The organism is Ferrimonas sp. YFM (assembly GCF_030296015.1).
Lineage (GTDB): Bacteria > Pseudomonadota > Gammaproteobacteria > Enterobacterales > Shewanellaceae > Ferrimonas.
In genome coordinates this window covers 2167711-2185104 of record NZ_AP027368.1, presented here as the reverse complement: position 1 = coordinate 2185104, position 17394 = coordinate 2167711, and the positions used below count along the sequence as shown (strand labels likewise).

General features: G+C 61.0%; 15 protein-coding genes. 8 read left to right on the top strand and 7 right to left on the bottom strand.

The window, feature by feature from the left end; genetic code table 11:
• The first annotated feature begins 197 nt into the window (after positions 1-197).
• A complete protein-coding gene (locus QUE41_RS10185) occupies positions 198-1112 on the top strand; it encodes a glycosyltransferase family 2 protein (protein ID WP_286342767.1) in 915 nt (304 codons plus the stop codon).
• Positions 1113-1135: 23 nt separating this feature from the next.
• Here QUE41_RS10185 and QUE41_RS10180 read toward each other — a convergent pair whose 3' ends face one another.
• The 3 genes from QUE41_RS10180 to cydH form a co-directional block, all read right to left on the bottom strand.
• On the bottom strand, positions 1136-2329 hold the full coding sequence (locus tag QUE41_RS10180; RefSeq protein ID WP_353506875.1) for an amino acid aminotransferase: 1194 nt from the start codon (positions 2327-2329) through the stop codon (positions 1136-1138).
• Positions 2330-2548: 219 nt separating this feature from the next.
• Positions 2549-3889 (bottom strand): CDP-diacylglycerol--serine O-phosphatidyltransferase, encoded by a 1341-nt coding sequence (gene pssA, locus QUE41_RS10175; protein WP_502876022.1) that lies wholly within the window; start codon positions 3887-3889, stop codon positions 2549-2551.
• Between the two features lie 253 nt (positions 3890-4142).
• Positions 4143-4235, bottom strand: coding sequence for a cytochrome bd-I oxidase subunit CydH (cydH, locus tag QUE41_RS10170; RefSeq protein ID WP_286342764.1), 93 nt, complete (start codon positions 4233-4235; stop codon positions 4143-4145).
• A gap of 171 nt (positions 4236-4406) precedes the next feature.
• Between cydH and QUE41_RS10165 the strand changes: the two genes are divergently transcribed.
• Positions 4407-5702 (top strand): nucleotidyl cyclase domain-containing protein, encoded by a 1296-nt coding sequence (locus QUE41_RS10165; protein WP_286342763.1) that lies wholly within the window; start codon positions 4407-4409, stop codon positions 5700-5702.
• A 67-nt stretch (positions 5703-5769) separates the two neighbouring features.
• Here QUE41_RS10165 and QUE41_RS10160 read toward each other — a convergent pair whose 3' ends face one another.
• Both QUE41_RS10160 and QUE41_RS10155 read right to left on the bottom strand, forming a co-directional pair.
• Entirely contained in the window at positions 5770-7533 is a 1764-nt protein-coding gene (locus QUE41_RS10160; RefSeq protein ID WP_286342762.1) for an acyl-CoA dehydrogenase family protein, read from the bottom strand.
• 119 nt (positions 7534-7652) lie between these two features.
• Entirely contained in the window at positions 7653-8273 is a 621-nt protein-coding gene (locus QUE41_RS10155; protein WP_286342761.1) for a TetR/AcrR family transcriptional regulator, read from the bottom strand.
• 153 nt (positions 8274-8426) lie between these two features.
• On the opposite strand from QUE41_RS10155, the gene QUE41_RS10150 reads away from it, so the two are divergent.
• From QUE41_RS10150 to QUE41_RS10125, 6 genes are read left to right on the top strand one after another with little or no spacing between them, the layout of a single operon-like run.
• Complete coding sequence (locus QUE41_RS10150) at positions 8427-9314, top strand: SDR family oxidoreductase (protein ID WP_286342760.1); 888 nt, start codon at positions 8427-8429, stop codon at positions 9312-9314.
• Positions 9301-10908: an acyl-CoA carboxylase subunit beta gene (locus tag QUE41_RS10145; RefSeq protein ID WP_286342759.1), complete on the top strand. Its 1608-nt coding sequence runs from the start codon at positions 9301-9303 to the stop codon at positions 10906-10908. The genes QUE41_RS10150 and QUE41_RS10145 overlap by 14 nt, the downstream gene beginning before the upstream one ends.
• Positions 10909-10940: 32 nt before the next feature.
• Positions 10941-12095: an acyl-CoA dehydrogenase family protein gene (locus tag QUE41_RS10140; protein ID WP_286342758.1), complete on the top strand. Its 1155-nt coding sequence runs from the start codon at positions 10941-10943 to the stop codon at positions 12093-12095.
• 4 nt (positions 12096-12099) lie between these two features.
• The gene (locus QUE41_RS10135; protein WP_286342757.1) at positions 12100-14010 is read left to right on the top strand and encodes an acetyl/propionyl/methylcrotonyl-CoA carboxylase subunit alpha; all 1911 of its coding nucleotides are present in this window, start codon (positions 12100-12102) and stop codon (positions 14008-14010) included.
• 9 nt (positions 14011-14019) lie between these two features.
• A complete protein-coding gene (locus tag QUE41_RS10130; protein ID WP_286342756.1) occupies positions 14020-14853 on the top strand; it encodes an SDR family oxidoreductase in 834 nt (277 codons plus the stop codon).
• The gene (locus QUE41_RS10125; protein WP_286342755.1) at positions 14850-15971 is read left to right on the top strand and encodes an acyl-CoA dehydrogenase family protein; all 1122 of its coding nucleotides are present in this window, start codon (positions 14850-14852) and stop codon (positions 15969-15971) included. The genes QUE41_RS10130 and QUE41_RS10125 overlap by 4 nt, the downstream gene beginning before the upstream one ends.
• 6 nt (positions 15972-15977) lie before the next feature.
• On the opposite strand, the gene QUE41_RS10120 is transcribed toward QUE41_RS10125, so the two are convergent.
• Together QUE41_RS10120 and QUE41_RS10115 are read right to left on the bottom strand one after the other, a co-directional pair.
• Positions 15978-16607 (bottom strand): DUF2987 domain-containing protein, encoded by a 630-nt coding sequence (locus tag QUE41_RS10120; protein ID WP_286342754.1) that lies wholly within the window; start codon positions 16605-16607, stop codon positions 15978-15980.
• Positions 16607-17389, bottom strand: a complete 783-nt coding sequence (locus QUE41_RS10115; protein ID WP_286342753.1) for a glucosaminidase domain-containing protein — start codon at positions 17387-17389, stop codon at positions 16607-16609. Before QUE41_RS10115 ends, QUE41_RS10120 begins: the two co-directional genes overlap by 1 nt.
• Between the last annotated feature and the right edge of the window lie 5 nt (positions 17390-17394).

Below are 17394 nucleotides of genomic sequence, written 5' to 3'. Positions count from 1 at the left end.
TTTATATCATTGTTTTAAAAGATGTTTATCCGGACGACTCCGGTATCTTTGCATTCTGCAAAACCCTTGCCGGCCAAAGGCAGATTCGCGACAACCCGACGGGAAAACAGGATTTTTACTGTTTTAGTTCATAAGGTTACGTGCACTGGCATTCATCCTGCAGAGTCGTTGACACTATCAACCACAGGAGTTGCCAAATGGAACCCAGTATCTGTGTCGTAATACCCAGCCACAACTGCCTGGACTACCTGCCCCGTGCCCTCAACTCAGTCTGGAAACAGTCTCTGCCAGCCCGGGAGATCTGGGTCATAGACGACGGCTCAGACGACGGCACCACCGAATGGCTGCAAACCCAGAAGATGATCCACCCCAAGCTGAACAGTTTGCGTCTGGAGGGGGTGGGCTGCTCGGCGGCGCGCAATGCCGCCATCGCCCTGACTCAGTGCGACTGGATCGCCTTTCTTGACGCAGACGACACCTGGCACCCCGACAAGTTGCGTAGCCAGTGGCAGGTGCTGGTCAACCGGCCCGACGCGGCGCTGTGCTTCACCAACTACATGCACATCAACCCGGAGGGAGAGCAGATCATCGACTGCTTCAGCTTCTGGCCGGAGTTCCAGCGTTACCTGCCTCTCCTGCCCAACTATGTTGCCCCGCAGCAGCTCCTGGCAGAGAACGTCATCGGCACCTCCACTGTGATGGCCCGGCGCCAGGCCATAGAGGAAGCGGGCGGCTTCGATACACGACTGGCATCGGCGTCCGACTGGGAGCTGTGGCTGAAGATTGCCAAAGCTTACCCAACCATCGCCCTGCCCGATTGCCAGTGCGATTACCTGATGCGGCCGGGATCCATCTCCATGGCCAGGCTGAAAAGGCTCAATGCCATGACCGAGATCCTCAACCGCCATCAGCCTGATTTTCATAAGCACCCGGCCGCGATCCACAGCGCCCTGGCCAGGATCAACCTGGGGTACGCGGAGTGGTATCAGGAGCAGAGGGAGTTTGGTCGGGCGCTGGTGTTCCAGCTCAAGGCGTTGTGGAACCGCTACGACAACAGGGGGGTAAAACGAGCGGGCCGACTGATGATCCAGATGGTCAGCAGTCGGCCCTGATAACAGGTGTCTCTAACAGGGCGTTAGAGCACGGCGGCGATGGCATCCACCAGATACTGGATGTTGGCCTCTGTCATGCCGGCAACGTTGATGCGGCCTGAACGGACGATGTAGATGGCGTACTCTTCCTTTAGGGCCGCCACCTGGTCCGGATTCAGGCCGGAGAAGCTGAACATGCCGTTCTGCTGCTCGATGAAGCTGAAGTCGCCGGCCACACCCGCTTGCTTGAGGCGAGCCACGAAGTCGGTGCGCATCTCTTTGATGCGCTGACGCATGCTGGCCAACTCTTCCAACCACAGAGCTTTGAGCTCCTCATCCGCCAGGATGGTGGCCACCACCATGGCACCATGGGCCGGTGGGTTGGAGTAGTTGGCGCGGATCACCTTCTTGACCTGGGAAAAGGCACGATTGGCTTCATCGCTGTCGCTGGCCACCAGGGTAAAGGCGCCGGTGCGCTCATTGTAGAGGCCGAAGTTCTTGGAGAAACTGCTGGCCACCAGCAGCTCTGGCAGACGCTCGGCGAACAGGCGCAGACCGGTCGCGTCCTCTTCCACGTCGGTGGCAAAACCCTGGTAGGCGAAATCGAACAGGGGCAGCCAGCCGCGCGCCTTGGCCACGTCCGCCAGCTCGGTCCACTGGGCTTCAGTTGGGTCGATACCACTGGGGTTGTGACAGCAGCCGTGCAGGATCACCAGATCCCCCGCCTCGATCCCCTGCAGATCCGCCTTCATGCCGTCGAAGTCCAGGCTCTTGGACTCGGCATCATAGTAGCGGTAGTAAGCCACTTCGAAACCCACGGCTTCAAAGATCTGAGCGTGGTTGGCCCAGCTGGGGTTGCTGATCCACACCTTGCGGGCTTCCAGGTTGTTCTTGGCAAAGTCCGCCGCCACCCTCAGTGCGCCGGTGCCTCCCGGAGCCTGGGCGGTACGCGCTCTCTGACCACTGATGATGGCGCTCTGGGCACCAAACAGCAGTGCCTGAACGGCGGCGGCATATTCTGGCAACCCGTCGATGGAGAGGTAACTCTTGGTCTTCTGCTGCTCAAGCAGCCTGGCTTCCGCTTTCTTGACGCACTTCAGCACAGGGGTCTGACCTTCGGCGTCCTTATACACACCGACACCAAGGTTCACCTTGTTGGGACGGGGATCGGTTTTAAAGGCCTCGTTCAGGCCAAGAATGGGGTCGGCAGGGGCTTGGGGGATGTTCTCAAACATTATGCAGCTTCTTCGAGGGTAAGTGGTGGCCTAAGTTATATCACCTTACCCGCATTTTTGGCACCGCCGTCACCCCCGAAGGGCCAAAAAAACAACCCATCAAACGGATTTGATGGGTTATCTATAACTTTTTGAAATCCTAACCATCTCTGGTCGGAGGAGATCAGCCTCTATCGAGCAACACTGACTATTTATGCAGCCGACTCCAACGGAGGCCGAAGATCAGAGAATGCGCTTGAGCAGCAGGTCTGCCCGCACCCGTCGAAGCCGTTTCAACAACTTTTTCACCGGATCCGGGTAACTGTCCAGGCTCTCGAGGGCATCATAGCTGTTCACCCGCGTGGTGTGGGTCAGGATCGCCTCCCGCTCACGGGTAAAGGCATCCCTAAGCTCCTCCTTGGGATCCTGGATCAGCAGGCCATTTTCCAGATCCAGGGCCCAGGCCCTGGGGTTCAGGTTATTACCGGTGAGCAGATAGTAATCATCGTCAATCTGCATCCCCTTCAGGTGGTAACTGTGACCCTCATCCAGCCACAGGCGCAGGTTCAGCAATCCGGCATCGATGGCCCTGCGGTGGCGCTTGGCAAACCGGCGCAGATTCTGCTCATACAGATAGGGCAAGGCACCCACTGGGCTAAAAGGCTGGCCCGGCGGGATATAGAAATCGTTGGCCGTCTTGTCGCCAACCACCAGATCCACCTTGATGCCACGCTTCATCAGCTTGGAGATGGCCGCCATCAGTGGTCTTGGCAAGTTGAAATAGGGCGTACAGATAAACACCCGCTCCCGGGCTTCGCCCAGCAGACGCTCAATGGTTTTGTTCAGCAGATTTTCCGTGCGGCCCAGGCCGGATAGAGGGAAAATCATGGCGCCGTCGCCTGGCTGACCATCCACCTGGTAACGGGCACGCACCAACCTCAGGCGCAGCTGACGCACCGAGCTCTTCATCTGCTTGAGGGTCGGCAGGGGCGGCGACAACAGGGAGATCACCGCACTGCTGGCGATCAGGTTGTCTCTGATGTAGTTCACCATGCTGTCGGCCAGGGGCTGACTGTGGATCAGGTGATATCGGTCGTAGCGGTATTTCTCCTGCTGGTGCAGGTAGACGTTGTTGATGCTGGCACCGCTGTAGTAGACGGTGTCGTCAATGACGAACCCCTTAAGGTGCAACACCCCCATCCACTCACGGTTTTTCACCGGCACACCGTGAATCTCAATCTGGTGAGTGTAACGAGCCGCGGTATCACGATAGAACTGGTCATTGCCTACCTGGGGCCCCTTGCCGATCAGGCCACGGCGGGAACGGTGGAAGTCCACCAGCACGTGAACATCCAGCTCAGGATTCGCTTGTTTGGCCTCATACAGCGCATTGAGTACCTCCCTGCCCGCTTCGTCGTTCTGAAGATAGAGGGCAGCCAGATAGATGCGTGTCTTGGCAGATCGTATCCCCTCCAGCAGTCGACTCTTAAAACTGGCGGTATCCAGCAGGATCTCGAGATTGTCAGCACTGATCGCCGTGCCAGGCAACTCGAGAAGCCAGGCGGGGGTCTGTGAGGGCGCCATCTTCATGGTAATGACGGTACTCCATAGCATGGGTCATAGGCGTTTCCCTGATTGACGTGCACTCGGTTGATGACCGGGTGCCGACCGGGATAAACGCAGGTCCGATTTAGCCAAGTAGTAAAGCAAACCCTTGATTGACGGGCAAGAGGCGAGGTTTCAACAGAAGCCTAAATGTTGATTTACTGAACAGAAAAAACGGATTTTGAGCTATGCCAGGACCCACTTGTGTGTGAGACGTCACCCGGCATCCGATTCAGGCGTAGGTAATGGCCACCAATCCAAGGGCTAGAATTCCCCCCAAAATAGCCGCCGAGCTGATTAGAGCAAACTTCATCTCCTGACTCATGGTCTCTCTCCTTTTTGTTCATGAGCTCAATGTCATTATTGGCAAAGGAGGGGAATCTGATCAAGGAGATAGCACTATGTGGTGGTGGGTTTTTATACTATGCTAGCGGTATCAAGAGGTTAAATAACCTTAACAGGACTATACCCAGGCATCATCGGGACGGGGGTGCAGATGGACAATCAGCTGCTGCACGACAAGGTGAAAGAGATTGAAGCCTGGCGTCGGTTGGCTCAGCCTGCCGAAGGCGAAGCGCTGCTTCATCATATAGGTCTGAGCCTGTACCGGCTCCAGGGGTGGCCCTGGGTGGCATTGGCCGAAACCGTTGAGGGTCAGGTTCACCTGCTTGCCATCAGTGAAGCCGGCAGCCCCAAGGCCGGATTCAGCTACCCATTGGAAGATGCCCCCTGCCGGCTGCTCTACCCCTCTGGTGAACACGCCGACTTCATGGTGTTCAGCAACAACATGAGGCGATTTGCCCACTGGGGGCTGTTGCAGCAACTGCCGGTCAGGAGCTACCTGGCCCAGAGGTTGAGCGACACTCAGGATCATCGTCAGTACCACCTGATTGCCCTGCACAACAACCTGCTGGAGGAGAACAGCCTGCCCAAGACGCTGATGGCCACCTCCGCACGGCGGCTGGCCGCAGAGATCCGGCAAAATGCGCAGCATCGGGAACTGGCCAGGCTGCAGAAGATCACCCAACACCCTTCCCTTGCCCTGGCCTTTGTCGATGAGCATCAGCGCCTGGAGTGGGCGTCGCCCGGACTCAGTCACCTGTTGGGCAGCCCACTCAATGCCATGACCCATCAGCCCATCAACCGGCTGTTTCCCCAGGTCAGCGGCGCCAACCTGGCCATCAGTCGCCAACAGCCCGTCCACCTTCAGCAGATCTGCACCCTGGCAAACGGCCAGAGGGAAGCTCTGATGATCTCCATCCACGGTCTGGCCGAAGGGTTTCTGCTTAACGTTGCGCCGCCACCACCCGAAGCGCTGTTCGCCCAGGAGGAGCAACCCCAGCAGTTGGCTGGCCGCCTGGAGCAGGAGCTGGCCAGGCTGCAGCGTAAAGAGGAGGTGGCCGCCCTGCTGTTTGTGGATTTCGTCAGCCTGGGCGAAGACCCCATTGGTGAGGAGCACCTGTCCAGGTTATTAAGCTGGGGCGCCGAGCAGCTTCGCAACGTGGTGCGCAAAGAGGACTTTGTCAGCCGCCTGGGAGACCAACTGGTGGTGCTGACCGCCTGCTTCGACCACCACGGGGAGGTCCCGCGTAACCAACTGACCGCCATCGCCGCCAAGGTGGACGCCCGGCTGAAACACAACCCTCCCCTTGAGGCCCTGCCCATCAGCCACAATCTGCGCATCCGCCTCATCACCAGCTGGGACAGTGACATCGATGAAGTGCTCGATGCCAGTCACGCCACATTGTGGCAGCCTCAGGCGGTCTCCGGCCCCCTGCAGCTGGGATCATAGGCTCGTCGTTTCGGGCTCCCCAACAAAAAACGGCGCCACCTGGGCGCCGTTTTTACAAGAAACTGAATCAGAACCAGTCGTTGGGCATGGACATGATCACCTCGGGATCCTGATGGATCACCTTAAGGTGATAGTCGGCACGAGGCAGCTGACGCTCGAAGAAGTAGCGAGCCAGCATCCCCTTGCGGGCAACGAAGGACTCCTCCATCTCACCCTCTTCCGCCGCCTTGACCATCTTCAGCCACATCCAGCCATAGATGGCGTAGCCTGCAGCGTGCAGATAATCGGTGGCGGCGCTGTTGACCGCATCATTGCGGGTGCTGCTGTTGACCAGTTCGGCGGCCTTCTCCAGCAGGGCATCGAACAGTCCCAGCAACTGAGTGCGATAACCAAACCACTGGGCGCTCAGGCCTTCCAGCTCCTGCTCCGCCTGACGCTTAAGTTCCGACAGGGCTTGGCCCTTGTCACCCAGCACTTTGCGACCGAGCAGATCCAGCGCCTGAATGCCGTTGGTGCCTTCGTAGATTTGAGCGATGCGGGCATCGCGTACCAGCTGCTCTACTCCCCATTCACGGATGTAGCCGTGGCCGCCAAACACCTGCTGGGCGGCGATGGTGCACTCCAGCCCCTTGTCGCTGAAAAAGGCTTTGGCCAGCGGGGTCAGCAGTGCCACCTGGGTGGAGGCCCGCTTCTGAACCTCGCCCTCACCATGTTTGGCCAGATCCAGCTGCATGCCGGTGTACACAGACAGGGCGCGCCCCGCTTCGGTGACCGAGGCGATGTCCAGCAGCATACGGCGTACGTCACCGTGAACCACGATGGGATCGGCTTCGCCACCCAGGCCGCGGCCACTGCCCTTGCCCTGCTTACGCTCACGGGCGTAATCGGCCGCCAGCTGATAGGCCGCTTCACCACAGCCCAGGCCCTGGATGCCGATGGAGAGGCGCTCATAGTTCATCATGGTGAACATGGCGATCAGGCCACGGTTTACCCGGCCCACCAGATAGCCCTGGGCGTTGTCGAAATTGATCACGCAGGTGGCCGAGGCCTTGATGCCCATCTTGTGCTCCACCGCACCACAGGTGACCCCATTAGCCTCACCCACGCTGCCGTCCTCATTCACCTTGAACTTAGGCACCAGGAACAGGGAGATGCCACGGCTGCCCCCGGGGGCATCGGGCAGTTTGGCCAGCACCAGGTGCACCACGTTCTCGGTCAGATCGTGGTCGCCGCCGGTGATGAAGATCTTGGAGCCGGTCAGCAGGTAGCTGCCATCCTCCTGGGATACCGCCTTGGTGCGCAACTGGCTGAGATCCGAACCGGACTGGGGTTCGGTCATGTCCATGGCACCGCTCCACTCGCCGGAGTAGAGTTTGGGCAGGTAGGTCTGCTTCAGAGTCTCATCTCCGTGGGCCGCGATACACAGGGCGGCACCAGCAGTCAGAGAACCATAGAGGGCGAAGGCGTTCGAGGCGGAGTAGACCATCTCGTCGAACAGCACACCCAGCATCTTGGGCATGCCCATGCCGCCATACTCTGGCTCACCGGACAGACCCACCCAGCCGGACTCGGCGTAGGTCTGATAGGCCTCTTTATAGCCTTTTGGGGTGTAGACCATGCCCTGCTCGAAGCGCACGCCCTCTTCGTCACCCTCTCGGTTGAGCGGCGCAATCAGGGTTTGAGTGATCTTTGCCCCCTCCTCCAGGATGGCGGCAGCGGTATCCATATCGATGGCATCGCTCAAGGCGGGCACGGATTGCCACACCTCAGACGCCTTGAACACATCCTTGAGCAGAAACTGCATCTCGGTAAGGGGGGCGTTATATTGCATCTCTTCTTCCTGACTGGGTATTAAACACAAATTTAAAACACCCGTTTAGTTTCAGAGATAATGACGGGGAGATCAAGGTAATTCGGGGCCGCGGAGCAAAATGATTTCTCCGTTACCCCTCAGGGATCTGAGGCAGGTTTGATCGCCAGCTGCAAAATGGCGTCGGTCAGCTCCTGATAACTGAGCTCACCGGAGCTGTCGAACCATTTGTCGGTCCAGGTGATGGCACCGTAGAGCAGTTTACGCAGAACTTTGGGGGATGCTGTGATCAGCCTCTCTTTCCTGGCCTGATAAAGGAGATCCAGCCACATCTGCTCATACTCCTCCCTGAGCGCCAGGATATCCTGCTGCCCCCCATCGGACAGAAAGCGCCACTCATTGATCACCACCGCCATGGCATCCCCCCAATCGCCGTTGAGGGCATCCAGCTCGCAGGCGATGAGCGCCCGCAACCGGCCCTCGGTGCTGCTCTGCGCCGCCAGCTCTGAACGCATCCTCGCCATGGTGTGATGGATCCCCTCCACCATCACCGCCTTGAGAATGGCCTCCTTGTTTTTGTAGTGATGAAACAGGCTGCCCGAGAGAATGCCCACGGCACTGGCCAGATCCCGGACTGTCGTGCTTTGGTACCCTTTTTGCCGAAATAGCCTGGCCGCCTGGGTCAACAACCGGCCCCTTGCACTGTTTGGGTCCACCAACACCCCCTGCTCAATCAGTGTTTGTTCCACGCTCTGGCTCATCTTTTCTCCGCAGATCTCGCTGTTGCACCGTCCCGAGGGGCAACACTTTATGGTTCAGAGAGTAACCCTGCCCCTGCGGAGTTGCAAACCAAGCGCTTGCTAGGCTAGGTTAAAAATGCAGCAACTCAGACAGCCGAAGGACAAGGAGTCCCCATGCATTATCAGAGCATCTACCGCCCAGGCCTGTTCCAAGAACAGGTGATACTGGTCACCGGCGGCGGCAGCGGCATTGGCCGCTGCATCGCCCACGAACTGGCCTCCCTGGGCGCTCAGGTGGTCCTCATTGGCCGTTCCACCCATAAGCTGGAGAAAGTATGCGGCGAGATCCGAGATGACGGTGGCCAGGCCAGCCTGTACACCCTGGATATTCGCGATGAACCCGGCGTGGTCCAGGCCATAGCCAGCCTCCTTGAACAACACGGCCAAATCGATGCTCTGGTCAATAACGCCGGCGGTCAGTTCCCCTCCCCCCTTGAGCAGATCAGCCTCAAGGGGTTCAGCGCCGTGGTCTACACCAACCTGGTCGGGGGCTTCCTGATGGCCAGGGAGTGCTACCGGCAGTGGATGAAGCAAAATGGCGGCTCTGTGGTCAACATCACCGCGGACTTTCACAACGGCATGCCCGGTATGGGCCACTCCGGCGCAGCCCGGGCCGGCATGGAGAACTTCAGTAAAACCGCCGCCTGGGAATGGGGTCACAGCGGAGTACGGGTAAACTCCGTGGCCCCGGGCTGGGTTGCTTCCAGCGGCATGGACACCTATGAGGAGCCGATGCGCTCCCTGATCCCCAAGTTGCAGGCCCAGGTCCCCCTCAAACGGATGGCCACCGAGGCTGAGGTCTCGGCGGCGGTCACCTTCCTGCTCTCCCCGGGCGCGGCCTTCATCAACGGGGCCACCATCAAGGTGGACGGCGGCGCCTCTCTGGGGTCCGCCACCTGGCCCATAGGCCGGGAACAGGCACACAATAACCAGGGATTCGACGGCTTCCACAGAGCCCAGGCGCCCAAGGTGCTTCAGGGAGGCCGCGATGGCGAAGATTAACAGCCGCCTTCGTTTGTGTGACCAGCAGGCCGATGCCAATCGACAGGCCATGACCCTGGCATGGGAGCGGGTGCAGCGGGTATTGGCCAAGGTGGAGGACGCGGCGGAGTCCGCTCGTGAGCGATATCAGGCCAGGGGCATGCTCCTGCCCAGGGACAGGCTGGCCCTGCTGCTGGACAGGGACGCCCCCTTCCTGGAACTGGGTGCCCTTGCCGGTCATCTGATGGACGACGACAGCGATGGTCGCGGCGCCGGCGGCGGCTGCATCGCCGGCCTGGGAAGGATCCAGGGGATCCCCTGTGTGGTGGTGGCGGACAACTACGCGGTCAAAGGGGGCACGGTCTCGCCAATGGGGCTGAAGAAGAAGCTCAGAATGCAGCAGATCGCCCTGGAGAACCGGCTGCCCCTGGTAACCCTGGCCCAAAGCGGCGGCGCCAACCTCAACTATGCCACCGACACCTTCATCGAGGGCGGCCGCGCCTTTGCCAATCAGGCGCGGCTCTCCGCCGCTGGCATCCCGCAAATCACCCTGGTCCATGGTTCGGCCACCGCTGGGGGTGCCTATCAGCCCGGGCTGTCCGACTATGTGATCATGGTGAAGCAGCAGGCCACCATGTATCTGGCGGGTCCCCACCTATTAAAAGCCGCCACCGGCGAACAGGCCGACGACGAAACCCTGGGGGGCGCAGAGATGCATCTGGGCCAGGCCGGCAGTGGTGAATACCTGGCCCTGGATGACCGGGATGCCATTCGCCAGGCCCGGGCGCTGCTGCCCACCCTGTGTCAGCGCTTCGAACTGGGGACTGTCCCGTCCGGCATGCCCCCCTGCTACCCCGCTGAGGATCTGATGGCGATAGTGCCCGATGATCCCAAACGGCCCTATGACGTCAGGGAGCTGTTGGCCCGCCTCGCCGACGGCTCGGAGCTGTTGGAGTTCAAGGCCCAGTTTGACACCCAGACTCTGTGCGGTCACATGGCCATCGAAGGACAGAAGCTGGGCGTCATCGGCAACAACGGTCCTATCACCGCCAAGGGCGCCTGCAAAGCGGCTCAGTTCATTCAGCTGTGCCAGCAGGCAGGACTGCCCCTGCTGTTTGTCCACAACACCACAGGATTCATGGTGGGCACCGACGCCGAACAAAGCGGCATCATCAAGCACGGGTCCAAACTGATTCAGGCGGTGGCCAACGCCACCGTGCCCAAACTCAGCCTGATGGTGGGCGGCTCCTATGGCGCCGGCAACTACGCCATGTGCGGCCGTGGTTTGGATCCGCGCTTTATCCTGGCCTGGCCCAACAGCCGCACCGCCGTCATGGGCCCCGCCCAGGCCGGCCAGGTGCTGCGCAGCGTCACCCAGGCGCGCATGGCCAAAGCCGGGGCGGTGGACGAGGCCAAGCTCGATGCGCTGCAACAACAGACCGAAGCCATGATGGAGGCCGCCTCCACCCCGCTGGCCTGCAGCGCCCGCTTGTGGGATGACGCCATCATCGAACCCAGAGACACACGCCGTCACCTGGCGATGTTGCTGCACCTGTGCCTCACCGCCAAGGAGCGCGAGGGCGGCAGCAACAGTTTCGGCGTCAGCCGCTTTTGACCCCAGAGCCCAATCATTAAGGAGAACAGAGGATGTTTACCCAGGAACACGAGCAACTCAGACAAACGGTCCGCCAGTTTGTGGCCCAGGAGATCAACCCCCATGTGGATCAGTGGGAGCGAGACGGAATCTACCCGGCCCGGGAGCTGATGGGCAAGTTGGGGGAACTGGGGCTGCTGGGGATCACCAAGCCCACCGCCTTCGGGGGGCTGGGACTGGATTACAGCTATCAGGTGGTGTTTGCCGAGGAGATAGGTGCGGCGCTCTGCGGCGGCGTGCCGCTGTCCATTGGCGTGCAGACCGATATGGCCACCCCGGCCCTGGCCAGGTTTGGCTCGGATGAGCTGCGGGCACGCTACCTGGCGCCGGCCATCGCCGGCGAGATGGTGGCCGCCATTGCGGTCAGCGAACCCCATGCCGGCTCCGACGTCTCCGCCATCAAGACCAAGGCGCGCAGCGACGGCGACCACTATGTAATCAACGGCACCAAGATGTGGATCACCAACGCCACCCAGGCGGACTTCCTCTGCCTGCTGGCCAACACCTCTGACGGCCCGGCCCACAAGAACAAGTCGCTGATCATCGTTCCCACGAACACGCCGGGGATCACCCTCTCCCCCAAGCTAGATAAACTGGGGATGCGAAGCTCGGACACCGCCCAGATCTTTTTCGATGAGGTGCGGGTGCCAAAGTCCAATCGCATCGGCGACGAAGGGGCCGGCTTCACCCTGCAGATGATGCAGTTTCAGGAGGAGCGCCTGTTTGGCGGCGCCATGTGCATCCGCATGTTGGAGAACTGCATCAATCAGACCATAGAGTACGCCGGTCAAAGAACCGCCTTTGGTCAGAGCATCCTGGATAATCAATCGGTGCACTTCCGCCTTGCCGAGCTGCAGACCGAGGTCGAGTGCCTGCGGGCCCTGGTCTACCGGGCCACTGCCGCCCACGTCGCCGGCGAAGAGGTCACCACCCTGGCCTCCATGGCCAAGCTCAAGGGGGGACGGCTCTGCCGTGAAGTCACCGACGCCTGCCTGCAGTACTGGGGCGGCATGGGTTTTATGTGGGACAACCCGGTCTCCCGCGCCTATCGTGACCAGAGGCTGTGCTCCATCGGCGGCGGCGCCGACGAAGTGATGCTGGGGATCATCTGCAAAGCCATGGGCACCCTGCCCAGAGCGCAAAGGTAACGCCATGGGATTCCATACACTGCTGGTGGCCAATCGGGGCGAGATTGCGGCGCGAATCCTCTCCAGCGCCAGGAGCCTGGGGTACCGCACCGTGGCGGTCTACTCCGAGGCCGATGCCGACTCGCCGGTGTTGGACCTGGCCGATGAAGCCTACTGCCTGGGCGAGGACCCCGCCGCCGACTCCTACCTCAATGTGGACGCCATCATCAGGGCAGCCCACAGCACTGGCGCCGATGCCATCCACCCCGGTTATGGCTTCCTGTCGGAGCAAGGGGAGTTTGCCCGCCGATGCCGTCAGGAGGGGATCACCTTTATCGGCCCCTCGGCTGAGGTCATCGACCTGATGGGCGACAAGGCCAGGGCCAAGGCGGCGGCCAAGGAGGCCGGCGTCCCCTGCATTCCCGGCTATCAGGGGCAAGATCAGAGTGTCACCAGGCTGACCGACGAAGCCCTGTCCATAGGCCTGCCGGTGATGATCAAGGCCGCCGCAGGTGGAGGGGGCAAAGGGATGAGGCTGGCCCGCACTGAGGCAGAACTGCCCGGCTTGATTGAGCTGGCCCGCTCGGAGTCGGCCAAGGCATTTGGCAGCGAACAGCTGATTCTGGAGGCTGCCCTCACCGGCGCCCGTCACATCGAAGTTCAGGTGTTCAGCGACAGCCATGGCCAGCATATCTTCCTGGGAGAGCGGGACTGCTCATTGCAGCGGCGCCATCAGAAGGTGATAGAGGAGGCGCCAGCCCCCGGTCTCAGTCAGGCGTTGCGCCAGCGCATGGGCCAGGCCGCCGTCGCCCTGGCACGCCATTGTGGCTACCAGGGCGCGGGGACCGTGGAGTTCCTGTTGGCTGAGGACGGTACCTTCTACTTCCTGGAGATGAACACCAGGCTTCAGGTGGAACACCCGGTCACCGAGATGATCACCGGCCAGGATCTGGTGGCCTGGCAAATTGCCGTGGCGGCGGGCGCCCCCCTGCCCCTCACTCAGGAGCAGGTAACGCTGTCAGGCTGCGCCGTGGAAGCGCGCCTCTACGCGGAAGACCCCAGCCAAAGCTTTTTGCCGGCCACCGGCACCATAGAGCACTGGCAGCCCCCTCAGGGTGACGGTATCAGAGTGGATCACGCCTTGGCCGAGGGCATCAGCGTCAGCCGCCATTACGATCCCATGCTGGCCAAACTCATCGCCTGGGGCCCGGACCGGCCCACCGCCCTTCGCCGGCTGAAGCGTGCCCTGGAGCAAACCCGGCTGATGGGCATCACCACCAATCAGGGCTACCTGACACGACTGCTGGCAGAGCCGGTAATCCAGTCTGGGGAAGCGGACACCACCTGGCTGGATCGCCACCCCCACCCCTGCGCCATTCCGGCGCCGCCCCCCTGGCTTTGGGCCCTGGCATCTGTGGTGCTGTGCGGCAACAGCCCAGCTTGTCGCCCCCTCTCTCTGAGACTGGACTATGGTAAGGAGAGCAACAGCTTATCTCTGCGTCCGGAGGGCCAGGGCACCAGGGTCCAACTGTCCGAGGAAGACTACGCCGTCAGGGTTGAACATGGTCACCCCCATACCCTGATCTGCCAGATAGATGAGCATCGCCGTACCCTGGCGTTCAGCCGCCACACTCATGGGGTCACCCTGGGGTGGCGCGGGCAAAACTACCGGTTCCACGACCAGACCCTGGCGGCACCGGACAACGCCAACGAGAGCCACGACGGTCAGGTTCGCGCCCTGATGGATGGCTGCATCCAGTCGGTGTTGGTGAAACAGGGAGACCGGGTCGAAGCGGAGCAGCCCCTGCTGACCCTGGAGGCGATGAAGATGGAGCTGCCTCTAACCGCAGGCCGCGCAGGCAGAGTCACTCAGTTGACGGTAGAGACCGGCGACCAGGTAAAAACCAACCAGTTATTGATCACCATCGAGGATTAGGGAGAAACCATGTTAAACCTGCAAGGAAAAGTCTATGTGATCACCGGCGCCAGCCGAGGCATTGGCCGGGCCATGGCCCTCAAACTCGCCTCCCATGGCGCCACCATCGTGGTGGCCGCCAAGTCGGACAAACCCCATCCTAAGCTCCCCGGCACCATCCACAGCGTCTGCGATGAGATTCTGGCCATGGACCAGAAGGCCATTGCCGTGCAACTGGATGTTCGCCAGGAAGCCTCGGTGCAGCAGTTGGCCGAACGGGTCGAGGCAGAGTTTGGTCGGCTCGATGGACTGATCAACAACGCCGGCGCCATCCGCCTGACCAATGTGGAGCGCACCCCGGCTCGCAAATACGATCTGATGTTCCAGGTCAACAACCGCGCGGTACTGCTTTGCGCCCAGTACCTGGTCCCCCTGATGCGCAAGAGCGGCGGCGGTCATATCCTCAACCTCTCTCCGCCGATCAACCTGGATCCCAAGTGGTTCAAGGATTACGGCCCCTACACCACCACCAAGTACGGCATGTCGATGCTGACCCTGGGCATGGCCGAAGAGTTTCGCCCGGACACAATCGCCGTGAACTCCCTGTGGCCCAGAACCACCATCGCAACCGACGCGGTGAAGTATGAGGCCGGTGGTGAGCAGCTGTTTCCCGTCAGCCGCACCCCGCAGATCATGGCGGACGCCGCCTACACCATTTTGAGTCAGCCACCCCAGGAGCTCACCGGTGAGCTGCTGGTGGACGAGGATCTGCTGCGGCGTTTTGGCCAGACCCAGTTTGACCACTACGCCTATCAGGAGGGCGCCACCGAATTTTTCACCGACCTGTTTCTGGATGAGTCATGAGCAAAGAACAGATAGCCCAAAGCGTGTTCCGTTTCGTCGATCGCCACATCAGCCCCAACCTGGAGAAGTGGGAGCAACAGGGACAGTTGCCCAGAGAGCTGTATCAGCTGGCAGCCGAAGCCGGCCTGCTGGGCCTGGGCTATCCGGAAGAGTTTGGCGGCACGCCCGCCTCGGTGGAGGAGCCCCTGGCCCTGACCCGGGAGCTGATGCGTACCGGGTCCGGTGGTCTGGTGGCCGGCCTGATGAGTCACAGCATCGCCCTGCCCCCGCTGGTGTCGGGCGGCTCGGAGGAGCTCAAGGGTGAACTGATCCCACCGGTACTGCGCGGAGAGCGCATCGCCGCCCTGGCGGTCACCGAACCCGGCGGGGGCAGCGACGTCGCCGCCATCACCACCCGGGCAGAGCTGTGCAGCGATCACTACGTGGTCACCGGCGCCAAGACCTTCATCACCAGTGGCTGCCAGGCAGATCTCTTCACCCTGGCGGTGCGCACCGGGGGCGAAGGGGCCGGCGGGGTATCCCTGCTGATGGTGGACGCCGATACCCCTGGGCTCTCCCGCAGCAGTCCGCTGCAGAAGATGGGCTGGCACGCCAGTGACACCGCCGAGATCTATTTAGACCACATCAAGGTGCCCGCCAACCGGCTGGTGGGGGAAGAGGGCCAGGGGTTTGCCCTGCTGATGGCCAACTTCGTCCGGGAACGACTAAACCTGGCGGTGATGGCCAACACCACCTCGGAGCTGGCGCTGGAGAAAGCCGCGGCCTACGCCAGCATCCGCAACACCTTCGGCTCGCCGCTTATCGACAAAGCGGTGATCCGCCACAAGCTAGCGGAGATGGCCACCCGGCTGGAAGCCAGCATCTGTCTGACCGAGAAAGCCGCCCGCAAGCTGGAATCCGGCGACAACTGCGCCATGGAGAGTGCCATGGCCAAGAACATGGCCACTGACAGCTGTGACTTCATCACCCATCAGGGAGTACAGATACTGGGTGGACTGGGTTACATGCGGGAAGCGGGGATGGAGAGGCTGGCCCGGGACGGCAGACTGCTCTCCATAGGAGGAGGCACCCGGGAGATCATGAACGAGATCATCGCCAAGTGCCTGCTGGAACAGTAGAGGAACTTACATCAGCGGAGAGACGCTGTGGGGAGCCTGGCTGAGCACCAATGTGGCCTCCCCCAGCTGCTCCGGCGTCAACATCAGTTTGCCGTCCACAATTTGTGGCAGGGTGCCCTTGCCTTTCACCGAAGCCTCTGTGCCCTCATCCAACGTCAGGGTGACCCCCTTGACTTCAGGCTGCAGCCAGCCAAAGCCCACGCCGGCGTAGGCGCGCATCAGGGCGTTCATCTGATCGCGGATCTCCGCCAGCTCAGCGGCAGTGAATTGGGTCTGCTCCAACACTTCCGCCTGAATCTGCATGGCGAAATCACACTGCTGCTCATTCTCCAGCTCCAGCTGGATCAGGGCGGCTTTCTCGCGAAGATCCCGGTCAAAGGGCAGCAACAGCTGCTGATCCGGGCCCACCAGCAGAGGCAGCGCCTTCTCATGGCGAAGGATGCGACCGTCCAGCACCTTGCAGGGGGTGCCCTGCTCGCGGTTGTTGAAGTAAAACACCAGCTTGAGCTTGTTGATCTCCGGCTGGTACAGCTTATCCATCCGGTCGAAAAAGCCCTTGTAGTCCAGGGTCAGCGCCCCGGCAGAGAATGGCAGCGCCAGGGTGGCGGCCAACAACATCCCTGTAATCGGTTTCATTACATATACCTTTTATTGGTTTCCAGCATGCTCAACAGCTCATCCACATAGGCTTCTTTGCGCTCGGAGTAGCGAATCAGTCCGGGGATCAGACTGGCCGCGGTGACCTCCATCTCAGCGTCGCGCAGCTGAGAGCGGATTTGACGCAGCTCCAGGTAAGCCGGGTTGGTGTTGAGGTTATTCAGGTAGGAGCTGACCGACTCCTCCACGGAGTCAAATTTGGCCACCTCGTGGTTGCGGCCATCGTCCCGTCCCAGAGGCACCAGGCCACAACCGGCGCGGAAACACCACTGGCCAAAGAAGTTCAGTCCCTCGCGGGCAAAGCGGGAGCTGCCCCAGCCGGTTTCGTTGGCGGCCTGAACCAGCACCATCTCAACGGGAACCGTATCGACCCGGGCCAGCAGGGGCTCCAGGGTCTCTGAAGAGATCTGGCGCAGCTCATAGCCATACTGCTGGGCAATGCGCTCCGCCTTGGCCGCCTGGGCACCGCTGACGGTCAGGTCCTTATCCAGCCGCTGCTTCAGCTGCAGCAGAAATTGTCGCTGACCATTAATTTCACGATTCACCTGCTCCACAGTCGGACGCAGATAACTGAAGAAGGCACGCTTCTTCTGTTTCACGTCACTGATCTCGGCAAAGTCCGGCAGATCGCTCACCGGCTTGTTGGCCTGAACGGGCAAACTGGCAACCTGAGGCCGCTCCTCCTCCACCTGGGTTTCAATCCACAGCATGGTGAGGGCAACCAGTCCCAATGCGATAATGACACCAGCTAAGGGTCTCATAGGAA